The organism is Jiangella alkaliphila, from assembly GCF_900105925.1.
GTDB lineage: Bacteria > Actinomycetota > Actinomycetes > Jiangellales > Jiangellaceae > Jiangella > Jiangella alkaliphila.
On the sequence record NZ_LT629791.1, the window covers coordinates 3,219,538 to 3,239,003 of the forward strand.

Here is a 19,466-nt window from a genome sequence, read left to right on the forward strand (position 1 = left end):
GCCTTGACAGGGCCACGGTCGCGACCCAAAGATGACTCGGCATGGCACGCCATTCCGTGATTGACGACACGTCGCCGCTCGGCGTCGTGATCGTCGGAGCCGGCTTCATCGCCGACCACCACGGCGCCGCGCTGCGCGCCAGTTCGCGAGCCCGCCTCGCCGGCGTCGTCGACGTCGACGCGGGCCGGGCCGGCGCCGCCGCGACCGCCGCCGGCGGCGTGCCCTGGACCACCGACCTGGCCGAGGCGCTGGCCCGTCCGGACGTCGGCGCGGCCATCGTGTGCACGCCGAACATGACGCACGAGCCGATCGCGCTCCAGGTGGCCGCCGCGGGCAAGCACCTGCTGATGGAGAAGCCGCTGACCATCACGGTGCCGTCCGCTCGGGCCGTCGCCGAGGCCTTCGACGCCGCCGGGACGGTCGTGATGGCCGCGCACACCCACCGGTTCTACGACTACGCCCGGGCGGTGAACGACGCCATCGTCGGCGGCGCGATCGGCCGGCCGGTGTTCGCCAGACTCGCGCTGCTCGGCGGCTGGATCTGGCCGGACTGGCGGGCCTGGGTGCTCGACCCGGCGAAGTCCGGCGGGCATGCCCTGCACAACGGCGTCCACCTGCTCGACCTGGTCAGCTGGTGGCTGCGCGACGAGCCGGTCTCCGTCTACGCGCGCGGCGCGAAGCGCACGGCCGCCGAGCTGCGCATCCACGACTATCTGGAGATGCACGTGCGCTACGCCGGCGGCGCCGACGCGGTGTGCGAGATGAGCCGTGGCCACCGCCCGTCCACCCTGGACCGCCGCGACGTGCTGGTGGCCGGAACCGACGGCGTGCTGCAGCTGCCGGCCGAGGGCTGGGGATCGACCGTCGTGACGGAGTCCGGGACGAGCCTGCTGCACCCGCAGGCCGCCAACGGGTTCGCCGTCCAGCTGGATGCCTGGCTGGACGCGATCGCCGACCCCGGCGCGGAGCGGGCGATGACCCCGGCCGACGGCGTCCGCGCGGTCGCGCTGGGCGTCGCGACCGAGCTGTCCATCGAGCGCGGCGAGCCGGTGACCCTCGACGAGGTCATGCAGGGGGTGACCCAATGAGTGTGCCAGCGACTGACACCACCCTCGGCGTCGCGCTGCTCGGCTTCGCCGGCCTCGGCCCGGACCAGGACCACCAGACCTCGATGTACCGGCCGGCGTTCGAGGCGCATCCAGGCTTCGAGGTCCTGCCCGGGACCACTGGGTTCGACGACCCTGCCGTCGACGTCGTCAGCGTCTGCGTCGCGCCGGACCGCCGCGCCGACGCCGTCATCGCCGCACTTCGAGCCGGCAAGCACGTGCTCGTCGACAAGCCGCTGGCACTGACCGCCGCCGACGCCGCTCGGGTCGCCGCCGTCGCCGCCGAGACCGGCAACGTCTGCCTGCCCGCCCACCACCAGCGGTTCCACCCGATGATCGCGGCCGCGCGCGGCGCCGTCGCCGGGGGGAAGGTCGGGCTGCCGTGGAACGTGCAGGCCGACTTCCTGGTCGCGGGCGGCACGCCGTCGCCGGCCGGCGAGCTGGCCAACTTCGCCGTCTACCCGATCGACGTGGTGCTCGCGCTCACCGGGCTGCGGGTCCGGCGGGTGTTCGCGCGGCTCTCGACGCACTGGAGCGACGGTGACGCGGACGACTTCGCGCTGCTGTTCCTCACCCACGAGAACGGCCTGACCAGCACGATCAGCGTCGGTCGCCTCCGTGAGCTGGCCGACACCCGGCCGGCCGGTCTGGCCGTGCACCGCTACCGCGTCAGCGGCTCGCACGGCGTCCTCGACATCGACGCCTCGCGCCCGGCTGTCGTCCTCCGCCGGGCCGAGGCGTCGAGCCCGACGTGGCACGGCCCCTCGACGGTCGACCGGCTGCTCGACGAGTTGCACGCGGCCGTCGTCGCGGGCCGCCCGAGCAGCCCGTCCGCCGCCGACGCTGTCCAGGTCGCCGAGATCGTCGACGCGGCCCGCGCGTCGGCCGCGTCCGGACATCCCGTCGATCTTCAGGAAGGCACCCGATGAAGCTGGTCAGCTACACCCGCGACGGTGCGACCCGGCACGGGTACGTCGCCGACGAGGCCGCCGGCACGGTGGCCGAACTCGGCGACGGCGACCTCGCCGCAGTGATCGCGGCCGGCGCCGGCACCGACGCCGGCTGGCGCCCGGGCCCGCCGTCGGCCACCCACGGGCCGGCTGAGCTGACGTTCCGTGCCCCGATCACGCGCCCCACGAAGGTGCTGGCGGTGGCCGCGAACTACCAGGACCACGTCGCCGAGGGCGGCGGCGCGCCCCTGGACAAGAGCACCCTGGCGCCGCGGCTGTTCCTCAAGCCCGGCACGTCCGTCGCCGACCCGGGCGCGGACATCGCCCTGCCGGTGGTCAGCACCCAGGTCGACTGGGAGGCCGAGCTGGTCGTCGTCGTGGGCCGGGGCGGGCGGGACATCCCGGTGGAGAAGGCCCTCGACCACGTGGCCGGCTACGCCGTGGGCAACGACGTGTCGGCCCGATCGGTCGACTACGGCTACCAGCGCGACACCTCGTCTCCGGCGGTCGGCTACTTCGACTGGCTGGCCGGGAAATGGCCGGACGGCTTCGCGCCGTACGGCCCGTACCTCGTCACGGCCGACGAGGTGCCCGATCCGCAGGACCTCGGCATCGAGCTCGAGGTCAACGGCACGCTCCGCCAGCAGGGGAGCACGGCCGGCATGATCTTCACCGTCGCCGAACTGGTCGCGTTCGCCTCGCGGCTGATGACCCTCGAACCCACCGACATCATCATGACCGGGACGCCGGCCGGGGTCGGTGCGGCGTCGGGGACCTATCTCGCCGCGGGCGACGAGATGACGGTGCGCATCGCCGGCCTCGGCGCCCTCACGAATCGCGTGGTTCAACCCAACTCTGAGAGGTAGCTGTGAGACGTTCCCGAGCGCAACACGCAGCCCTGATCTCCGCCGGCATGGCGATGGTCCTCGCCGTCGCGGCCTGTTCCGATCCGACCCAGAACGACGACACCGACAGTGCCGGCGACGAGGGCACCGACGGCGCGGCCGAGGACACCACCCTCAACGCGTACCTCTACCAGCCGCCGGCCGCGAACTGGAGCCCGATGGCCCCGGCCAACGGCCCCGACGGCGTCGTCATGAACCTCATCTACGACTCGCTGCTGGGTGTGAACCCCGACTACGAGCTGTACCCGCGGCTGGCCACCGACCTGCCGGAGATCTCCGAGGACGGCCTGACCATCACGTACACCCTCCAGGAGGGCCTGACGTGGAGCGACGGTGAGCCGTTCACCGCCGAGGACGTCGTCTTCACCTACAACCTGATGGCGAACCCCGACACCGGCAGCACCGCGTCCGCCCGGTTCGTCGACGTCGTCGGCGGTCCGGAGGTGACGGCCGGCACCGCCGACACCGTCTCCGGCTTCACCGCGCCTGACGAGCACACCTTCCAGATCCAGCTCACCAAGCCGAACGTGGGCATCGTCGGGCTGACCCAGAACATCTGGATCGTCCCGCAGCACGTGCTGGCCGATGTGCCGCTGGACGAGATGGACACCACCGAGTTCTTCACCCAGAGCCCCACAGTCGGGCTCGGGCCGTACACGTTCGTCGAGTACCAGACCGACCAGTACATCCACCTCGTGAAGAACCCCGCGTTCCGGGAGGGCGAGGTCGACATCGACGAGATCTTCCTCCGCCCGGTGACGTCGGACGTCGCCACCGCCCAGCTGGGCACGGGTGAGATGGATCTGGCCCAGATCGCGCCGCCGGACCTGGAGACGGTCGAGGCGCTGGACGGCATCGAGGTGGGCTCAGGCCCGGGCGCCGGCTACATCCGGACGTCGGTCAACGAGAAGAAGCCGTACCTGCAGGACGTGCGGCTGCGCCAGGCGATGATGTACGCGATCGACCGCCAGGGGCTGATCGACGAGGCGATGGCAGGCGAGGCGCAACGGGTGAACGGCAGCTTCATGAACGAGGCGCTGCCGGACGACCTCGAGGCCTACGACTACGACCCGGACCGGGCCAGGGAGCTGCTGGCCGAGATGGGCTGGGACCCCGAGCAGGTCGTCGAGCTCTCCTGGATCCCGGGCCAGCGCGACCGCGACACCGCCGCGACGATCGTGGAGGCCCAGCTGAACGAGGTGGGCATCAAGCTCGTCCTCAACCAGGTGCAGCCGGGCGAGCTGACCGACATGATGAACGCCCAGTCCTACGACATGACGCTCTATGGCGGTGGCAACTACGCGACGGAGCCGTTCTCGGTGTACCCGATCAACGGGTGCGCCACGTGGTTCCCGGACGGCGCCAACCTGACGTTCTGGTGCAACGAGGAGTTCGACGCGCTCATGCTGGAGGCCAACTCCACGGTCGACGAGGCCGCTCGGTACGAGCTGTTCCAGCAGGCCGCACGCATCGAGAACGCAGAGGTTCCGATGATCTACCTGTACAACCCCAACACCATCTGGGCCTACACCGACCGGCTCACCGGCTTCGAGCCGATCGGCGACCAGACGAACCCGTTCTGGAACGTCCAGGAGTGGTCCCTCGACGGGTAGTTCAGACGTCCTGGCGTGCCGGGCGGGCGACCGCCCGGCACGCCGCTCTCGGATGAGGAGGTGAGTGGTGGCGGCCTTCGTCGTCAGACGGATCCTGGTGAACATCGTCGTCTTCGTCCTGATCGGCATCGGCGTCTTCCTGCTCGTCAGGGCCGCCCCCGGCGACCCGGTGCGGATGATGATCAGGCCCGAGGACCTGCAAGAGGGCAGCGAGGCGTTCATCCAGGCCCGGCGCGCGGAGCTGGGACTGGACGACCCCGTCCTCGTCCAGTACGGCAGGTGGTTCCTCGACGCGATCACGGGCAACCTCGGTGACTCGTTCGTCAATCGGCAGCCGGTCAGCGGCCTGCTCCTCGAGCGGCTCGGCCCGACCGTCCTGCTGATGTCGACCGCGATCGTGATCTCGCTGCTGATCGCGATCCCGCTGGGCACCATCGCGGCGGTCCGGCGCAACACCGGCGTCGACTACGCGGCCGCGGCGCTCAGCCTGGGCGTCATCTCGGTGCCGTCGTTCTTCTTCGGCATCATCGCGATCTACGTCTTCTCGCTGCAGCTGGGCTGGCTGCCGTCGTCGGGCATGTCCACGCCGGGCGGCGGCGGGGGCGGGGTGGACGTCCTGCGGCATCTGATCATGCCCGCGGCGATCCTCGGGCTGGCCAGCGCCGGCCCACTGACGCGCTACGTGCGCGGCAGCCTGATCGACGAGCTGTCCGCCGACTACGTCCGTACGGCCGAGGCCAAGGGCGCGAGCCCCGGGCGGGTGGTGACGCGGCACGCGCTGCGCAACTCGCTGATCCCGCTCATCACTATCATCATGATCAACATCCCGCAGATGCTGGCCGGTGCGGTGGTCCTGGAGCAGGTGTTCGCCTGGCCGGGCATGGGTCAGCTGGCCGTGCGCGCGGTGACGGCGCAGGACTACCCGGTGATCGTCGGCTTCGCGCTGTACGTCGCCGCGCTGGTGCTGATCTGCAACCTGCTCGCCGACATCGCCTATGCCGCCGTCGACCCGAGAGTGAAGGTCACATGAGCGACCTGCGCCCGTCCCTCGACACCCCCGGCGTCGCCGCCGCCGAGGAGGTGGTCGCGACCGAGACCGGCATGGCCGTACGGTCCCGGCGGCGCTCGCCGCTGGCCATGGCGGCGCGCCGGTTCCGGCGGAACAAGATCGCGGTGGCCGGCAGCGTGTTCCTGCTGCTCATCCTGCTGCTGGCGCTCCTCGCGCCGCTGATCGCGCAGCAGTCGCCGAACGCCGTCGACCTCGGCGCGATCCGGCAGGCGCCGTCGGGTGAGCACTGGCTCGGCACCGACGCGTCCGGCCGCGACGTGTTCGCGCGGCTCATCTACGCCGCTCGGGTCTCGCTGCTGGTCGGTGTGTTCGCGGCGCTGCTGGCGGTGCTGCTGGGCACGATCGTCGGCGCGGTGGCCGGGCTGTTCGGCGGCTGGGTCGACACCGTGCTCATGCGCACGGCGGACATGATGCTGTCGTTCCCGAGCATCGTCATCCTCATCGTGCTGGCCGGCATCCTGGGGCCGAGCATCCCGATCCTCATCATCGCGATCGCCATCACGACCTGGCCGACGACGGCGCGGCTGGTCCGCGGCGTCACGCTGGCGGTGCGCGAACGCGAGTACCTGCACGCCGCGCGCGTCGCCGGGGCGTCGCGGGGCTGGATGCTACGCAAGCACATCGTGCCGGCCGCCATGGGACAGATCGTGGTCGTCGGCACCATCTCGGTGGCCGGTGCGATCCTGGCCGAGGCGGTGCTGTCGTTCCTCGGCCTCGGAGTCCAGCCGCCGCAGGCCAGCTGGGGCAACATGCTCAACGACGCGCAGAGCCTGACGGTCATCCAGTCGATGCCGTGGCTGTGGCTGCCGCCGGGCCTGGCCATCGCCACGACCGTGCTCTCGGTCAACTTCGTCGGCGACGGCCTGCGCGACGCCGTCGACCCGCGGCAGTCGGGGAGGTCGTAGTGGTCGAGTACACCGAACCGCTGCTGGTCATCGAGGACCTGGCCGTCGAGTTCCGCACCGACGAGGGCGTGGTCAAGGCCGTCGACGGTGCCGCGCTCACCGTCGACCAGGGCGAGATCGTCGGCGTGGTCGGCGAGTCCGGCTCCGGCAAGAGCGTCACCGCGATGTCGATCCTCGGCCTGGTGAAGACGGGCCGGCGGGTCCGCGGGGCGATCCGGTTCCGCGGCCGCGACCTCGCCACGCTGCCGGCCAAGGAGCTGCGGTCGATCCGCGGCGCCGAGATCGCGATGATCTTCCAGGACCCGATGACGGCGCTCAACCCGGTCGTCACGATCGGCCGGCAGATCGTCGAGGCGCTGCGGCTGCACGACAAGAAGCTTTCCAAGGACGCCGCCCGCGACCGCGCGATCGAGCTGCTCGCGCTTGTCGGCATGCCCGACGCCGCGGCCCGGTTCAAGCAGTACCCGCACGAGTTCTCCGGCGGCATGCGGCAGCGCGCGATGATCGCGATGGCGATCGCCAACGGGCCCAGCCTGCTCATCGCCGACGAGCCGACGACGGCGCTGGACGTCACCATCCAGGCGCAGGTGCTCGACCTGCTCCGGGTAGCGCAGCAGGAGACTCAGGCGGCGACGCTGCTCATCACGCACGACCTCGGCGTGGTGGCCGAGCTGGCCGACCGGGTCGTCGTCATGTACGCCGGCCGGGTGGTCGAGCAGGGCGACGTCATCACCGTCTTCACCGCGCCGCGGCACCCGTACACCGTCGGGCTGCTGGAGAGCCTGCCGCGGCTGGACCGGGACGTCGACGAGCTGCACCCGATCCCAGGTAGTCCGCCGAGCCTGCTCGCCCCGCCGCCGGGCTGCCCGTTCCACCCGCGCTGCCCGCTGGCCCGCGACCGCTGCCGCACCGAGCGGCCGGAGCTGCGGGTCGTCGGCAACGGCACGACGGTCCACCGGACCGCCTGCCACTTCGCCGAGGAGCTCGCGGCCGTGCCTACGGAGGTGACCCGGTGACATCCCACCCCGCCGAACCCCCGATGACCGTCGAGACGGCGGCCACCGACCGGCTCGAGCGCCTGGGTGAAGAGGTCCTGCGGGTCGAGGACCTCACCATGCACTTCCCGGTCCGCGGCGGGGTGTTCCGCCGGCCGGTCGGCGCGGTCCGGGCGGTCGACGGCGTCTCGTTCGCCATCGACCAGGGCGAGACGCTGAGCCTGGTCGGCGAGTCCGGCTGCGGCAAGTCCACCACCGGGCGCATGGTGGTGCGGCTGCTCGAGCCGACGGCCGGGCGCATCCTCTACCGCGGCCACGACCTCGCCACGATGAGCGAGGACGAGCTGCGGCCGTGGCGCAGCAAGACGCAGATCGTCTTCCAGGACCCGTACGCCTCGCTGTCGCCGCGCATGACGGTGCACGACATCGTCGCCGAGCCGCTGCGGGTGCAGGGCCGCTACCGTCAGGGCGGCGCGGACCGGGTGTCCGAGCTGCTCGACCTCGTCGGCCTGCAGCCCGAGCACGCGAACCGGTACGCGCACGAGTTCTCCGGCGGCCAGCGCCAGCGCATCGGCATCGCCCGCGCGCTCGCGCTCGACCCGGAGCTGCTGGTGCTGGACGAGCCGGTCAGCGCGCTGGACGTGTCGATCCAGGCGCAGGTGGTGAACAAGCTGCGTGAGCTACAGCAGCGGCTCGGGCTGGCGTACCTGTTCATCTCGCACGACCTGTCGATCGTGCGGCACGTGTCGCACCGCATCGCCGTCATGTACCTCGGCGTCATCGTCGAGACCGGCACGCGCGACGAGATCTTCAGCGCGCCGCAGCACCCGTACACGCAGGCGCTCCTGTCGGCGGTGCCGGTGCCTGACCCGCGGCTGCGCGGCGCCCGCGAGCGGATCACGCTGACCGGCGACGTGCCGAACCCGGCGAACCCGCCGTCGGGCTGCCGGTTCCGCACCCGCTGCTGGAAGGCGCAGGCCAAGTGCGCCGAGGAGGTGCCCGAGCTGACCGACCGGCTCGGCGCCGGGCACCCGAGCGCCTGCCACTTCCCGGAGCTGCTGACCGTGCTGCCGTCGGGAGCGGCATCGTGACCGTGGATCTCCTCATCGCGGGCGGGACGGTGATCGACGGCACCGGCGCCGACGGCGTCCGCGCCGACGTGGCGGTCGCGAACGGGGCGATCGTCGCGGCCGGCGGGCCCGCCGCACGGACGATCGACGCGACCGGCAAGGTCGTGTGCCCGGGCTTCGTCGACCTGCACACCCACTCCGACCTCACGCTGCTGTCCGCGCCGGAGGCACGCAGCGCCGTCCACCAGGGCATCACGACGACGGTCGTCGGGAACTGCGGGCTCGGCGTCGCGCCGCTGGCGGCCGGTGCCGACGTCGGCGGCGTGCGGGCCGCGGTCGGCTACCTCGACCTCGACCCGGCGGTCGACTGGAGCTGGCGGTCCTACGGCGAGTACCTGGACGCCGTCGCCGCCGCCCGGCCCAGCCTCAACGTCGCAGGGCTGGTCGGGCACCTGCCGCTGCACGCGGGCGTGGTCGGGTTCGACGACCGCCTGCCGACGCCGGGCGAGCTGGACGAGCTGACGTCGCTGCTGGCCGGCGCGCTGGACGCGGGTGCGGCGGGCCTGTCGACCGGGCTGATGTACGCGCCGCTGACGTTCGCCGGGCGGGCCGAGCTGGTCGCGCTGGCCGAGGTGGTCGCGGCCCGCGACGCGCTGTTCGCCTGGCACCTGCGCGACTACGGCGACGACGTGCTGCCGGCGGTGCGCGAGGCGCTGGACGTCGCCGCGGCGACCGGGGTGCGCACCCAGCTGTCGCACCTCACCGCCGTCGGCCGGCGCAACTGGGGCAGCGTCACCGCGGCGCTCGAGCTGATCGACGCCGCCCGTGCCGACGGCCTGGACGTCGCCGTCGACATGTACCCGTACCTCGCCGGGAACGCCCCGCTGGCGCAGCGGCTGCCCGCGTGGGCGCAGGCCGGCGGCGACGCCGCGATGCGGGCGCGGCTGGCCGACCCCGAGGCGGTCGCCCGGATCCGCGCGCACTGGTCGGTCCAGGCGCTCGGCTGGGACGAGATCACCGTCAACTCCGCACCGGACCCGGAGGTCGTCGGGCACACCGTCACCCAGCTGGCCGCCGACCGCGGCACCGACCCGGACTCCGTCGCGATCGACCTGCTGGCCCGGTACGGCAACGCGGTGTCGATGGTGGCCGGCGGCCGCGACGCCGGCGACCTGCGCGCCGTCCTGTCGCACCCGGCCGGCGTCATCGGCTCCGACGGCCAGGCGCTGGACATCGACGGGCCGACCGGGAAGGGCATGCCGCATCCCCGGGCTTACGGCGCCTACCCGCGGCTGCTGTCCGAACACGTCGCCGGCGGCACGCTCACGCTGCCCGAGGCGATCCGCAAGTGCACCTCGGGTGCGGCACGCCGGGCGGGGATCACCGACCGTGGCACCATCACCGCAGGGCAGGCCGCCGACATCGTGATCCTCGACGTCGGCAGGCTCGCCGATCGCGCCACGTTCGCCGACCCCCGGCAGTACCCCGCGGGCGTCGACGCCGTGATCGTCAACGGCGAGCCGACGATCAGCCACGGGCAGCACACCGGCGCCCGCGCCGGACAGGTACTCAGAGCAGGGACGAAGGACAAGGGGCAGCGATCATGAGACCCGTCGCCAGAACTACCCGCCGCACTTCGGTCGACGACGATCGGCCGGCGTCGGCGAACTACCACGCGAACGCGCTGGCGCGCGGCCTCGCGCTGCTGGAACTGCTGTCCACCGGCGCGGAGCCGTTCACGCTGGTGGAGATCAGCGAGGCCACCGGGCTGCCGAAGAGCACGCTGGTCCGGCTGCTGGCCGTGCTGGCCGAGATGGAGTACATCGTCCGCGTCGACGAGCGGCCGTCGTACCGTCTGGGGCACAAGGTGCTCCGGCTGTCCAACGCGTACATGTCGTCGCTGGACCTGTCCGTCGTCGCCGACCGGTACCTCGCGCCGCTGGCCGACCGCACCGGGCAGACGGCGAACCTGGGCATGCTCGACCGCGATCAGGTGATCCACGTCGGCGTGCACGAGCCGGACCGGCCGATCCGGTTCCACGCCAGCCCCGGCGTGCGCGACCACTCCTACTGCACCGGGCTGGGCAAGCTGCTGCTGTCGCGGCTGCCCGCGGAGCGGCTGGCCGACCACGTCCCGGCCGATCCGTTCACGCGGTTCACCGACGACACCATCACCACGATGGACGAGCTGACCCGCGAGCTGCGGCTGATCGAGCGGCGCGGCTACGCGTTCGACGACAACGAGCGCAGCGTCGGCCTGCGCTGCGTCGCCGTCCCCGTCGAGGTCGACGGCGAGACGCTGGCGGCGGTCAGCGTGTCCGGCCCGTCCGGCGAGTTCGGCCCGGACCGCCAGCAGTTCTACCTGGAGCGGCTGACGGAGACGGCGGCCGAGCTGGCCGGTGACCCCGACACCGCCGCGGCCATGCGCATCGTCCACAGCTCGCTGCGTCCCGCCCATTTCGTCAGCTAGGAGGCCGGATGTTCGACGTCCACACCCATTGCCACCAGCCCGAACACTGGGGGCCGGAGTGGAAGGCCAACTGGGCGCCGGTCTACGGCCAGGCGGAGGCACACTCGTTCACGCCCGAGGAGTACGACGAGGCGATGAAGGGCGTCTCGGTGGCGTGCGTGTTCGGGCTGCGGGCGACGGCGGCCGGGGTGGCGACGCCGAACGAGTACGTCGAGTGGTTCTGCGCGTCGACCAGCACGGAGACCATCGGGTTCATGGCGCTGGACCCGACGGACGACGACGTGCTGACGCAGCTGGCGGACGGCGTGGCGCGGGGGTTGCGCGGCATCAAGCTGTACCCCGTCCTGTCCCTGTTCGACGCCCGCGACGAGCGGTTCGACCCGTTCTACGAGGCGGCGACGGCGGCCGGCCTGGTCATCCTGTGGCACATGGGCGCGACGCCGAGCCCGGCCGGTTCGCTCATGGTCAGCCAGCCGCTGGTCGTCGACGAGGTGGCCCGGCGGCACCCGGACCTCACCATGGTGATGGCGCACATGGGGCACCCTTGGCAGCGCGAGGCGATGGTGGTCTGCCGGAAGAACCGGCGCGTCTTCACCGACGTGTCCGCGTCGTGGGCGCGCCCGTTCGACGGGTACCACGCGCTGGTCCGCGCCCAGGAGTGGGGCGTCGTCGACAAGCTGCTGTTCGGGTCGGACTTCCCGATCTGGACGCCGGCGCAGGCCGTCGCCGGGCTGCGCGAGATCGCCGCGATGCGCCCGCCGACGCTGCCGTACGTGCTGCCGTCGACGATCGAGTGGCTGCTCGACGGCGACCCGCGCGAGGCGCTGGGGCTGCGGTGAGCGCGTCGCCGATGGAGACACGGGCAGCCGTGCTGTGGCGGCTGGGTGACGCGCCGCCGTACGCCGGTGGTTCCGCTCTGACGGTCGAGTCGCTGACGCTCGCGCCGCCGGCCGCCGGTGAGCTGCTGGTTCGCGTCGAGGCGGCCGGGCTCTGCCACTCGGATCTGTCCGTCATCAACGGCAGCCGGCCGCGGCCGACGCCGATGGTGCTGGGCCACGAGGCGGCCGGCGTGGTCGAGGCGATCGGCCCCGGCGTCATCGACGTCGCGCCCGGCGACCACGTCGTTATGACGTTCGTGCCGTCGTGCGGGCACTGCGTGGAGTGCGCCTCCGGCCGGCCGGCGATGTGTGTGGTGGGGGCGGCCGCCAACGGCGCGGGCCGGCTGGTCGCGGGCGGCACCCGGTTCACCCGGGACGGGGTCGAGTTCGCGCATCACCTCGGCGTGTCGGCGTTCGCCGAGCGGACCGTCGTGTCGCGCGGCTCGGTGGTCGTCGTGCCGCCGTCGGTGCCGTTCGATGTCGCGGCGATGCTTGGCTGCGCCGTCCTGACCGGCTTCGGCGCCGTCGTCAACACCGCCGGTCTGCGGCCGGGGGACTCGGTCGTCGTGTTCGGGCTGGGCGGGGTGGGGCTGTCCGCGGTCATGGCCGCCGCCTTGGCCGGCGCGCACCCCGTCGTCGCCGTCGACACCGTGGAGTCCAAGCTCTCCCTGGCCGCGTCTCTGGGCGCGACCGCAGTGGTCGACGCCTCGTCGCCGGACGTCGTCTCGGCGGTCCGCTCGGCGAGCGGCGGCGGCGCGGACCACGCCTTCGAGTGCGTCGGCAGCGCCGCCGTCCTCGAGACCGCCTTCGCCGCGACCGCCCGCGGCGGCTGCACCGTCGCCGTCGGCCTCCCCGACCCGTCCCACCGCGCCGCCCTCCCCGCCGTCACCCTGACCGGCGAGGGCCGCGTGCTGCGCGGCTCCTACATGGGCTCGGCCGCACCGGCGCGCGACATCCCGCGGCTGTTCCGGCTCTGGGAGGCCGGCAAACTGCCCGTCGAGCGCCTGCGCACCGGCGACCTCACCTTCGACGGCCTCCCCGCCGCCTTCGACGAACTCGCCGCCGGCCGCGCCGTCCGCCAGCTCCTCCACCCCTCCGCCACCTGACGCTTCGTCACCTGATCATCTTGCCGGAAACGATCAGGTGACGAAGTGCGCGATTGCGGCGGCGGTTTGGTCACCTGATCGTTTCGTCTCCACGATGTGGACGCGAAACGATCAGGTGACCAAACGCATGCGAGAGACGCCGCTTCGTCACCTGATCATCGAGCCTCCACATGCTGGAGATGATCAGGTGACGAACCGCAGATCTGGGCTGCCCGAGCGCTCGTTCAGGAGCCGGAGGCCGTGCCCTCGTAGGCGGCCGTGAGCGCGGCGAGGTCGAGCTTGACCATCTTCAGCATCGCTGCCGCGGTGCGGCCGGCCTTCTCCGGGTCCGGGTCGCTGAGGTAGCGCAGCAGCTGCACCGGCGTGACCTGCCACGAGACGCCGAAGCGGTCCTTGAGCCAGCCGCACTGGGTCGCGGTGCCGCCGTCGGCGAGCAGGGCGTCCCAGTAGCGGTCGATCTCGTCCTGCGTCTCGCACGCGACGAACAGCGAGATGGCGTCGTTGAAGGGGTCGTGCGGGCCGCCGTTGAGGGCCATGAACTCCTGCCCGGCCAGCTCGAACGTGGCCGACTGCAGGGTGCCGGCGGGGAACGGGCCGCCCTCGCCGTAGCGGCTCAGCGACGTGATGCGGGCGTCGTCGAAGACGGAGGTGTAGAGGGTCAGCGCCTCTTCGGCGTTGTCGTCGAACCACAGGTACGGCGTGATCTTCTGGTTCATGGTTCTGCCCTTCGCTCTGGCGCCGGCCTCCCCGGCTCTTCGTCAGTGGGTCGGAGCCGGTCCGCGGTTCTCGACAGGTCCGGCTGATCGAGCGTCCGGCGCAGCAGCCAGCCCTCGCCGGTGCGGATGAGCGCGTACCGCGCGGCGGCGTCGCGGCCGTGCAGCGTGAAGATCATCCGGCGCTCGGTGCGGTCGTGCTCCTCCCACCAGCCGGTGTCGGCGACCGACTTGTCCTCGTCCTCGTAGGCGAGGTGGTCCAGGTCGTGGTCGGGCACCTCGACGGCGAGCCGGTTCTCGCCCGGCGCCTGGGGGAGGCCGCGCGGCACCGCCCACGAGCGCAGGACGCCGTCCTCCTCGAGCCGCAGGTCGTAGTGGTGCCGCGGCCGGCGGTGCTCGTGCAGCACGAACGCCGGCCGCGCCTCATCCCCCATGTGACGGGTATACCCCGTCGATCACTCCGTGACGCGGCGGCGCAGCGCCAGGACCCCCACACCAGCGGCGGCGAGCAGGACGGCGATCGCCGCCGGTCCGGCCCCGGCGCCGGTGTCGGGCAGGTCCTCGCCCGGCTCCTCGGTGGGCGACGCGGACGGCGTCGGGCTCGGCTCCCCGGTGGGCGACGAGGTGGGCGACGGCGACGAGGTGGGCGACGGCGACGAGGTGGGCGACGGCGACGAGGTGGGCGAGGACGTCGGGGTCGGCGTGGGCGTCGGCGTCGGCGTCGGGTCGGCCGTGATCTCCAGCGGCTCCTCGACCGGTACGGTCACCGGGATCTCGGTCGGCGCACCACCCGGCGGCGTGATGATCAGCTCGTAGTCGCCGGCCGGGACGTCGGGCAGCACGAAGTCGCCGTCCTCGTCGGTGGTGGTCTCGGCCACCACGTCGCCGTCGGGGGTCTCCAGCACGACGTCGGCGTCCGGGATCGGCTCGCCCTGGGGGTCGGTGACCGTGCCGGGCACCTCGAACACCTCGGGCTCCGGCTCGTCGGCGGTGAGGTCGAAGTCGACGCCGGTCGCGTTCTCGGCGACGACGTCGGCGGGCAGCTCCTCCGGGCCGGCGGCGGTCAGGCCGTCCGGCACCGTCATGGTGACCTCGTACTCGCCCGGCGCGATGCCGTCGAACGCGTAGCTGCCGTCGTCGCCGGTCGTGGTGGTCGCGACGACCTCGCCGGACGGGCCGGTCAGCGTGATCTCCACCCCGGCCTGCGGCGTCGTCCCGTCCAGCGTGACGGTGCCGGCGACGGCGCGCAGCTGCGTCGCGAACCAGGTGTGGTAGACGGGGAAGCCGGTCTGCCACTCGAACTCGACCGTCAGCGACGACAGCGCCACCGTCGGCTGGAACCAGCCGGCCGCGCCGCCGGTGTCCGGGCCGTTGCCGGTCAGCGTCACGTCCGAGGCGCCGACGGCGGACGTCGGCAGGTCGAAGCCGGTGCCGCCGGCGGGCGGGCCGGACGAGCACACGCCGCTCGGCCGCGGCGACGCGTCGCAGTAGTTGAAGACGTCCTCGAAGCCGAGGTCCGTCCCGGAGACGGGCTCGCCGTCGGCGTCCGTCGCGGTCACGACGGCGAGGTCGGAGTCGATGTCGCCGAGCGCGAAGCCCCAGCCGCCGGCCGGCGTGGGCGTGTCGAACACGTACGTGGTGGTCGACGGCGAGCCGGCGGAGTCGGCGGCGGGGCGCAGGTTGAGGTACTGCTGGTTCTGGCTGGAGCCGAACACCTCGCCCCACGGCGTCGCCGCCGGGAGCCAGTTCGACGCGCCGCTGGGCACCGATGCCGCGGCACGCGAGTCGCTGGTGAACGTCACCGACGGGAACCCTGGCGGCAGCGTCACCGTGCCGGAGTAGTCGCCGCCGCTCCCGGTCAGCGCGATCTCGCCGTAGGACGCCTCCGCGTGCGCCGTCCCGACGGCCGCCAGCGTCAGCGCCGTCGCCACTGCCGCGGCAGCCGCGACCCTTCCCACCCCGCGTCGCATGTCCCCGTTTGTCCCTTCACAGCATTCCAGCAGGTGAACGGGGTCATTCAACCGGCGGTCCCCGCCCGCCGCCACCGATTCCGGCAAACGGGCGGGGCAGGGCTCACACCGCCGACAGCGCCGCCGTCGGTGGCATCCGGGCGGCCCGGGCCGCGGGATAGGCGCCGGCGAGGGCCCCGACGACGATCGTCGCGCCGGCCGCGCCGGCCAGCACCCACACCGGCAGCGCGAACGGCCAGTCCCGGCTCGACGCGAACGCCGCCGTGGCCGCGCCGCCGAGCAGCGCTCCGCCGCCGCCGCCGAGCGCGGCCAGCAGCACCGACTCGCCGAGGAACTGCCGCCGGATGTGCGCCCGGGTAGCGCCCAGCGCCCGCCGCAAGCCCACCTCCGACCGCCGCTCCAGCACCGCGATGACCATCGTGTTGGCCACCCCGATGCCGCCGACCAGCAGCGCGACCCCGCCCAGCGCGAGCAGCAGGGTCGTCAGCGTCTCGTCGGTCGCGGCCTGCGCGGCCAGCGCGTCCGACGGCCGGCTGACGGCGACCTCCTCCGGCGCCGCCGGGTCGACGGTGGCCGGCAGCAGGTCCCGGACCTCGTCGATCGCGCCCTCCGCCACCCGCTGGTACACCGTCGTCGGCGCGCCGTCGAATCCGAGCAGCGACTCCGCGACCGGCCAGCCGATCAGCGCCGACGTGTCCAGCTCCGGCGCCAGCGGCACCGGGTCGAGGACGCCGGCGACGGTGAACCACTCGCCGCCCAGCCACACCTGCACGTCGCCGTCGGTGCGTGAGACGCCGAGCAGCTCCGCGGTGTCCGAACCGAGCACCACCGCCGGGAACGCGCTGAGCACGTCGTCCAGCCAGCGCCCGGACGCGACCGTCGCGCTGACGGTGTCCAGCAGGTCGGTCCGGGCCGCGCTGACGGCGATCGCGTTCGTCTGGTTCGGGTCGATCTCGTCGTTGCGGTACACCGCCGAGTCCGGGACGATCCCTACCGCGCTGACCGAGCTGACGTCCTCCAGCCGCGACACCATGTCGACGGATTCCTGCGGCAGCTCCGCCTCGCTGACGAACGACTGGCTCGGCGCGACCGTGAGCAGGTTGGTGCCCAGCGCGTCGAGCTGCTGATTCACCTGCTCCCGGCTGGACGCGGAGATCCCGACGACGGCGACCATCGCCGCGATGCCGACCGCGATGCCCAGCGCCGACAGCACCGCACGCAGCGGCCGTGCCCGCAGCCCGGAGAACGCGACCCGGACGGTGTCGCGCGGCCGCAGCCGCGACCGTGCCGCGCTCACACGAGCTCCGTTCTGCCGTCGCGCTGCCACGCTGGGTAGGTCGTCGTTTCGTCGGACTCGATCCGCCCGTCCAGGATGTGCACCTGACGCGGCAGCTCGGCCGCCACCCCGTGGTCGTGGGTGATGACGACGACGGTGGTGCCGCCGTCGTGCAGTTCGTGCAGCAGCTTGAGCACCGCCGCGCCGGACGCGGAGTCCAGCGCGCCGGTCGGCTCGTCGGCCAGCAGGAACGACGGCCGACCGACCAGTGCCCGGGCGACCGCGACCCGTTGCCGCTGCCCGCCGGACAGCTCGTTCGGCTTGTGGTGGGTGCGGTCGGCCAGCCCCACCCGGGCCAGCGTCCGGGCCGACCGGCGCCGCCGCTCGCGCAGCGACAGCCCGGTGTACAGCAGCCCGTCGGCGACGTTGTCCAGCGCGCTCACCCCGGGGGAGAGGAAGAACTGCTGGAACACGAAGCCGATCCGGTGCGCCCGCAGCGCCGACAGCTGCTTGTCCGACAGCGAGCCGACGTCGCGGCCGTCGATGTGCACCTCGCCGGCGTCGGCCCGGTCCAGCGTGCCCAGGATGTTGAGCAGCGTGGACTTGCCCGACCCCGACGGCCCGACGATCGCGACCAGCTCGCCGGGCGCGACGCTGAGGGTGACCCCGTCGAGCGCCCGCACCGGTGGCCGGCCGGGGTAGCGGCGGTGGACGTCGCGGAGCCGGATCACCGGCTCCGCCGTCGAGACGGTCATCGCCCGGCCACCCCCACGACGTCGCCCTCGGCGATGCCGTCGCCGGTCACCTCGACCCGGCCGTCGGCGAACAGCCCCAGCTCGACCGGGACGACCGACGTCGAGCCGTCGGCGCCGACCAGCTCCAGGCCGTAACCGCCGCCGGACACCGCCAGCAGCGCCGTCACCGGCACCACCAGCACGTCCGCCCGCTCGTCCACCGGCCGCACCACGTCGACCGGCGAGCCGACCAGCGCGGCGTCCACCGGCTCGGCCAGCGCCACCTCGACCTCGACGACGGCGTCCTCGGCGCTCGGCTCCTCCTCCTCGCCGGGCGCGCCGGCCGTCGGGGCCGACTCCACCACCGTCGCCGCGGTCACCGTCCCGGTCGTCTCGGTGCCGCCCGGCAGGACGACGGTGACGGCGGTGCCGACGGCGAGCAGGTCGCGGTCGGCGACGTCCACCTCCAGCGTCGCCACCTGGTCGGTGCCGGTGATGTCGAGCACCGGCGACCCCGGGGTGACCGGGGCGCCGAGGTCCCCGTACACCGTCCCGACCCGGCCGCCCTCGGGCAGGAACACGACGTCGGACTTGGTGACGGTGCCGGTCTCGGTCGCGCCGATGTCCTCCTGCCACTCCTCGACCGCCTCGGCGGTGTTGTCGGTGTACTCGTCGTCGGCGGTGAACCCCTCGTACCCGAGGGCGGCCAGGTTGGCCTCCAACTGCTCGACGTCGATGCCCTCGTCGCCCGGACCGAGGTCGCGGTACATCGGGATCACGCCCAGCAACGCGGTCACCGGCCGTTCGTCCAGCCGGAACAGCTCGGTGCCGCGAGTGACCTCGGTGTCGGCCGCCGCGACCCGCGTGAGCGTGCCCTGGGCGGCCGGGATGCCGAGCGCGTCGCCGTGGCCGAGCGTGCCCGACCACGTCTCGGTGGCGGCGATCGTGTCGCGCACCACCTCAGCGGTCGCGGCCGGCCCGGTGGCCGCGTCGGCCGGCTCGCCGCCGTCCTCCTGGGTCGTGTACCAGTACGCGCCGCCGGCTCCGGCCACGCCGATGACGCCGAGCGTCAGCCAGAGCAGCCGGGTGCGGCCCCGGCGCGGCCGGTCCAACTCCGCGTCGAGATCGTCCTGGTGGTCGAGCGTCGCGGTCACTGCCCACCGCCCGGGCCCGGGCCGATCCGGATCGGTGCGCCGTTCAGCTCCGGCTGGCACGTGGTCATCGCGGTCTGGAACTCCGCGCTCTGCGGGTCGACGCCCTCGGGCATGCTCAGGCCGCCGTCCGCCGCCGGGTCCGGCATGTCGATGCCGTTCTCGCGCATGCACGCGGTGAACGCGCGCAGCGACTCCAGGTCGTCGGCGTCGGTCTGCGCCATGTCACCGCCGTTGGGCAGCAGCGACCGACACTCCTCCATGGCCGCCTCCGCGCCCGGCGGCACCTGGAGCTGGATGCCCGGCTGGCCCGGGTCCGGGTCCGGCATGTCGACGCCGTTCTCGCGCATGCACTCGTAGAAGTCGAGCTCGGCCTGTTCGGGGTCGGTCTCGCCGCCTCCGCTGCCGCCTCCGCTGTCGGACGTGCTGTCGCCGGTGCCGGCCGCGGACACGTCGTCGTCGCCGTCGTCCGAGCCGCAGGCCGTCAGCGTGACGGTGAGCAGCAGGGCGATGACCGGCAGCAGGCGGATACCGCGCCGGGTGGATCGGGTCATG

At 73.1% G+C, this 19,466-nt stretch carries 18 protein-coding genes and 1 pseudogene; 12 read left to right on the forward strand and 7 right to left on the reverse strand.

From position 1 onward, the window contains the following. The first annotated feature begins 41 nt into the window (after window positions 1-41). The 12 genes from BLV05_RS14865 to BLV05_RS14920 all read left to right on the forward strand — a co-directional run bounded on the left by BLV05_RS14865 (window position 42) and on the right by BLV05_RS14920 (window position 13,067). Window positions 42-1,088 (forward strand): Gfo/Idh/MocA family protein, encoded by a 1,047-nt coding sequence (locus tag BLV05_RS14865; protein WP_082154998.1) that lies wholly within the window; start codon window positions 42-44, stop codon window positions 1,086-1,088. Beyond that, window positions 1,085-2,035, forward strand: a complete 951-nt coding sequence (locus tag BLV05_RS14870; protein WP_082154997.1) for a Gfo/Idh/MocA family protein — start codon at window positions 1,085-1,087, stop codon at window positions 2,033-2,035. Before BLV05_RS14865 ends, BLV05_RS14870 begins: the two co-directional genes overlap by 4 nt. Next, entirely contained in the window at window positions 2,032-2,922 is an 891-nt protein-coding gene (locus BLV05_RS14875; RefSeq protein WP_046767303.1) for a fumarylacetoacetate hydrolase family protein, read from the forward strand. Before BLV05_RS14870 ends, BLV05_RS14875 begins: the two co-directional genes overlap by 4 nt. A gap of 47 nt (window positions 2,923-2,969) precedes the next feature. Then, entirely contained in the window at window positions 2,970-4,574 is a 1,605-nt protein-coding gene (locus BLV05_RS14880; protein WP_046767302.1) for an ABC transporter substrate-binding protein, read from the forward strand. Window positions 4,575-4,641: 67 nt separating this feature from the next. Then, the gene (locus BLV05_RS14885) at window positions 4,642-5,604 is read left to right on the forward strand and encodes an ABC transporter permease (RefSeq protein ID WP_083421323.1); all 963 of its coding nucleotides are present in this window, start codon (window positions 4,642-4,644) and stop codon (window positions 5,602-5,604) included. After that, window positions 5,601-6,548, forward strand: a complete 948-nt coding sequence (opp4C, locus tag BLV05_RS14890; RefSeq protein ID WP_197683659.1) for an oligopeptide ABC transporter permease — start codon at window positions 5,601-5,603, stop codon at window positions 6,546-6,548. Before BLV05_RS14885 ends, opp4C begins: the two co-directional genes overlap by 4 nt. Beyond that, window positions 6,548-7,564, forward strand: a complete 1,017-nt coding sequence (locus tag BLV05_RS14895) for an ABC transporter ATP-binding protein (protein WP_046767301.1) — start codon at window positions 6,548-6,550, stop codon at window positions 7,562-7,564. The genes opp4C and BLV05_RS14895 overlap by 1 nt, the downstream gene beginning before the upstream one ends. A 23-nt stretch (window positions 7,565-7,587) precedes the next feature. Then, window positions 7,588-8,634: an ABC transporter ATP-binding protein gene (locus tag BLV05_RS14900; RefSeq protein WP_046767300.1), complete on the forward strand. Its 1,047-nt coding sequence runs from the start codon at window positions 7,588-7,590 to the stop codon at window positions 8,632-8,634. Then, on the forward strand, window positions 8,631-10,220 hold the full coding sequence (locus tag BLV05_RS14905) for an N-acyl-D-amino-acid deacylase family protein (protein ID WP_160312717.1): 1,590 nt from the start codon (window positions 8,631-8,633) through the stop codon (window positions 10,218-10,220). Before BLV05_RS14900 ends, BLV05_RS14905 begins: the two co-directional genes overlap by 4 nt. After that, window positions 10,217-11,083 carry an IclR family transcriptional regulator gene (locus tag BLV05_RS14910; protein ID WP_046767299.1) on the forward strand — a complete coding sequence of 289 codons (867 nt, stop codon included), beginning with the start codon at window positions 10,217-10,219 and terminating at the stop codon, window positions 11,081-11,083. The genes BLV05_RS14905 and BLV05_RS14910 overlap by 4 nt, the downstream gene beginning before the upstream one ends. An 8-nt stretch (window positions 11,084-11,091) precedes the next feature. Then, window positions 11,092-11,922 carry an amidohydrolase family protein gene (locus BLV05_RS14915; protein WP_046767298.1) on the forward strand — a complete coding sequence of 277 codons (831 nt, stop codon included), beginning with the start codon at window positions 11,092-11,094 and terminating at the stop codon, window positions 11,920-11,922. Window positions 11,923-11,933: 11 nt separating this feature from the next. Then, window positions 11,934-13,067 (forward strand): zinc-binding dehydrogenase, encoded by a 1,134-nt coding sequence (locus BLV05_RS14920; protein WP_046767448.1) that lies wholly within the window; start codon window positions 11,934-11,936, stop codon window positions 13,065-13,067. Between the two features lie 224 nt (window positions 13,068-13,291). On the opposite strand, the gene BLV05_RS14925 is transcribed toward BLV05_RS14920, so the two are convergent. From BLV05_RS14925 to BLV05_RS14955, 7 genes and pseudogenes are all read right to left on the reverse strand, one after another. Further along, window positions 13,292-13,783, reverse strand: coding sequence for a VOC family protein (locus BLV05_RS14925; RefSeq protein WP_046767297.1), 492 nt, complete (start codon window positions 13,781-13,783; stop codon window positions 13,292-13,294). Window positions 13,784-13,863: 80 nt separating this feature from the next. Next, a pseudogene (locus BLV05_RS14930) lies at window positions 13,864-14,214 on the reverse strand (DNA polymerase ligase N-terminal domain-containing protein); the annotation flags it as partial. A gap of 21 nt (window positions 14,215-14,235) precedes the next feature. Further along, the gene (locus BLV05_RS37005) at window positions 14,236-15,750 is read right to left on the reverse strand and encodes a carboxypeptidase regulatory-like domain-containing protein (protein ID WP_083421324.1); all 1,515 of its coding nucleotides are present in this window, start codon (window positions 15,748-15,750) and stop codon (window positions 14,236-14,238) included. A 103-nt stretch (window positions 15,751-15,853) separates the two neighbouring features. Then, complete coding sequence (locus tag BLV05_RS14940; protein WP_046767296.1) at window positions 15,854-17,047, reverse strand: ABC transporter permease; 1,194 nt, start codon at window positions 17,045-17,047, stop codon at window positions 15,854-15,856. Continuing rightward, window positions 17,044-17,781 carry an ABC transporter ATP-binding protein gene (locus BLV05_RS14945; protein ID WP_046767295.1) on the reverse strand — a complete coding sequence of 246 codons (738 nt, stop codon included), beginning with the start codon at window positions 17,779-17,781 and terminating at the stop codon, window positions 17,044-17,046. Before BLV05_RS14945 ends, BLV05_RS14940 begins: the two co-directional genes overlap by 4 nt. Continuing rightward, window positions 17,778-18,914: a peptidoglycan-binding protein gene (locus tag BLV05_RS14950; RefSeq protein WP_046767294.1), complete on the reverse strand. Its 1,137-nt coding sequence runs from the start codon at window positions 18,912-18,914 to the stop codon at window positions 17,778-17,780. Before BLV05_RS14950 ends, BLV05_RS14945 begins: the two co-directional genes overlap by 4 nt. Beyond that, entirely contained in the window at window positions 18,911-19,465 is a 555-nt protein-coding gene (locus BLV05_RS14955; protein WP_052762194.1) for a hypothetical protein, read from the reverse strand. Before BLV05_RS14955 ends, BLV05_RS14950 begins: the two co-directional genes overlap by 4 nt. Window position 19,466: the final 1 nt, after the last annotated feature.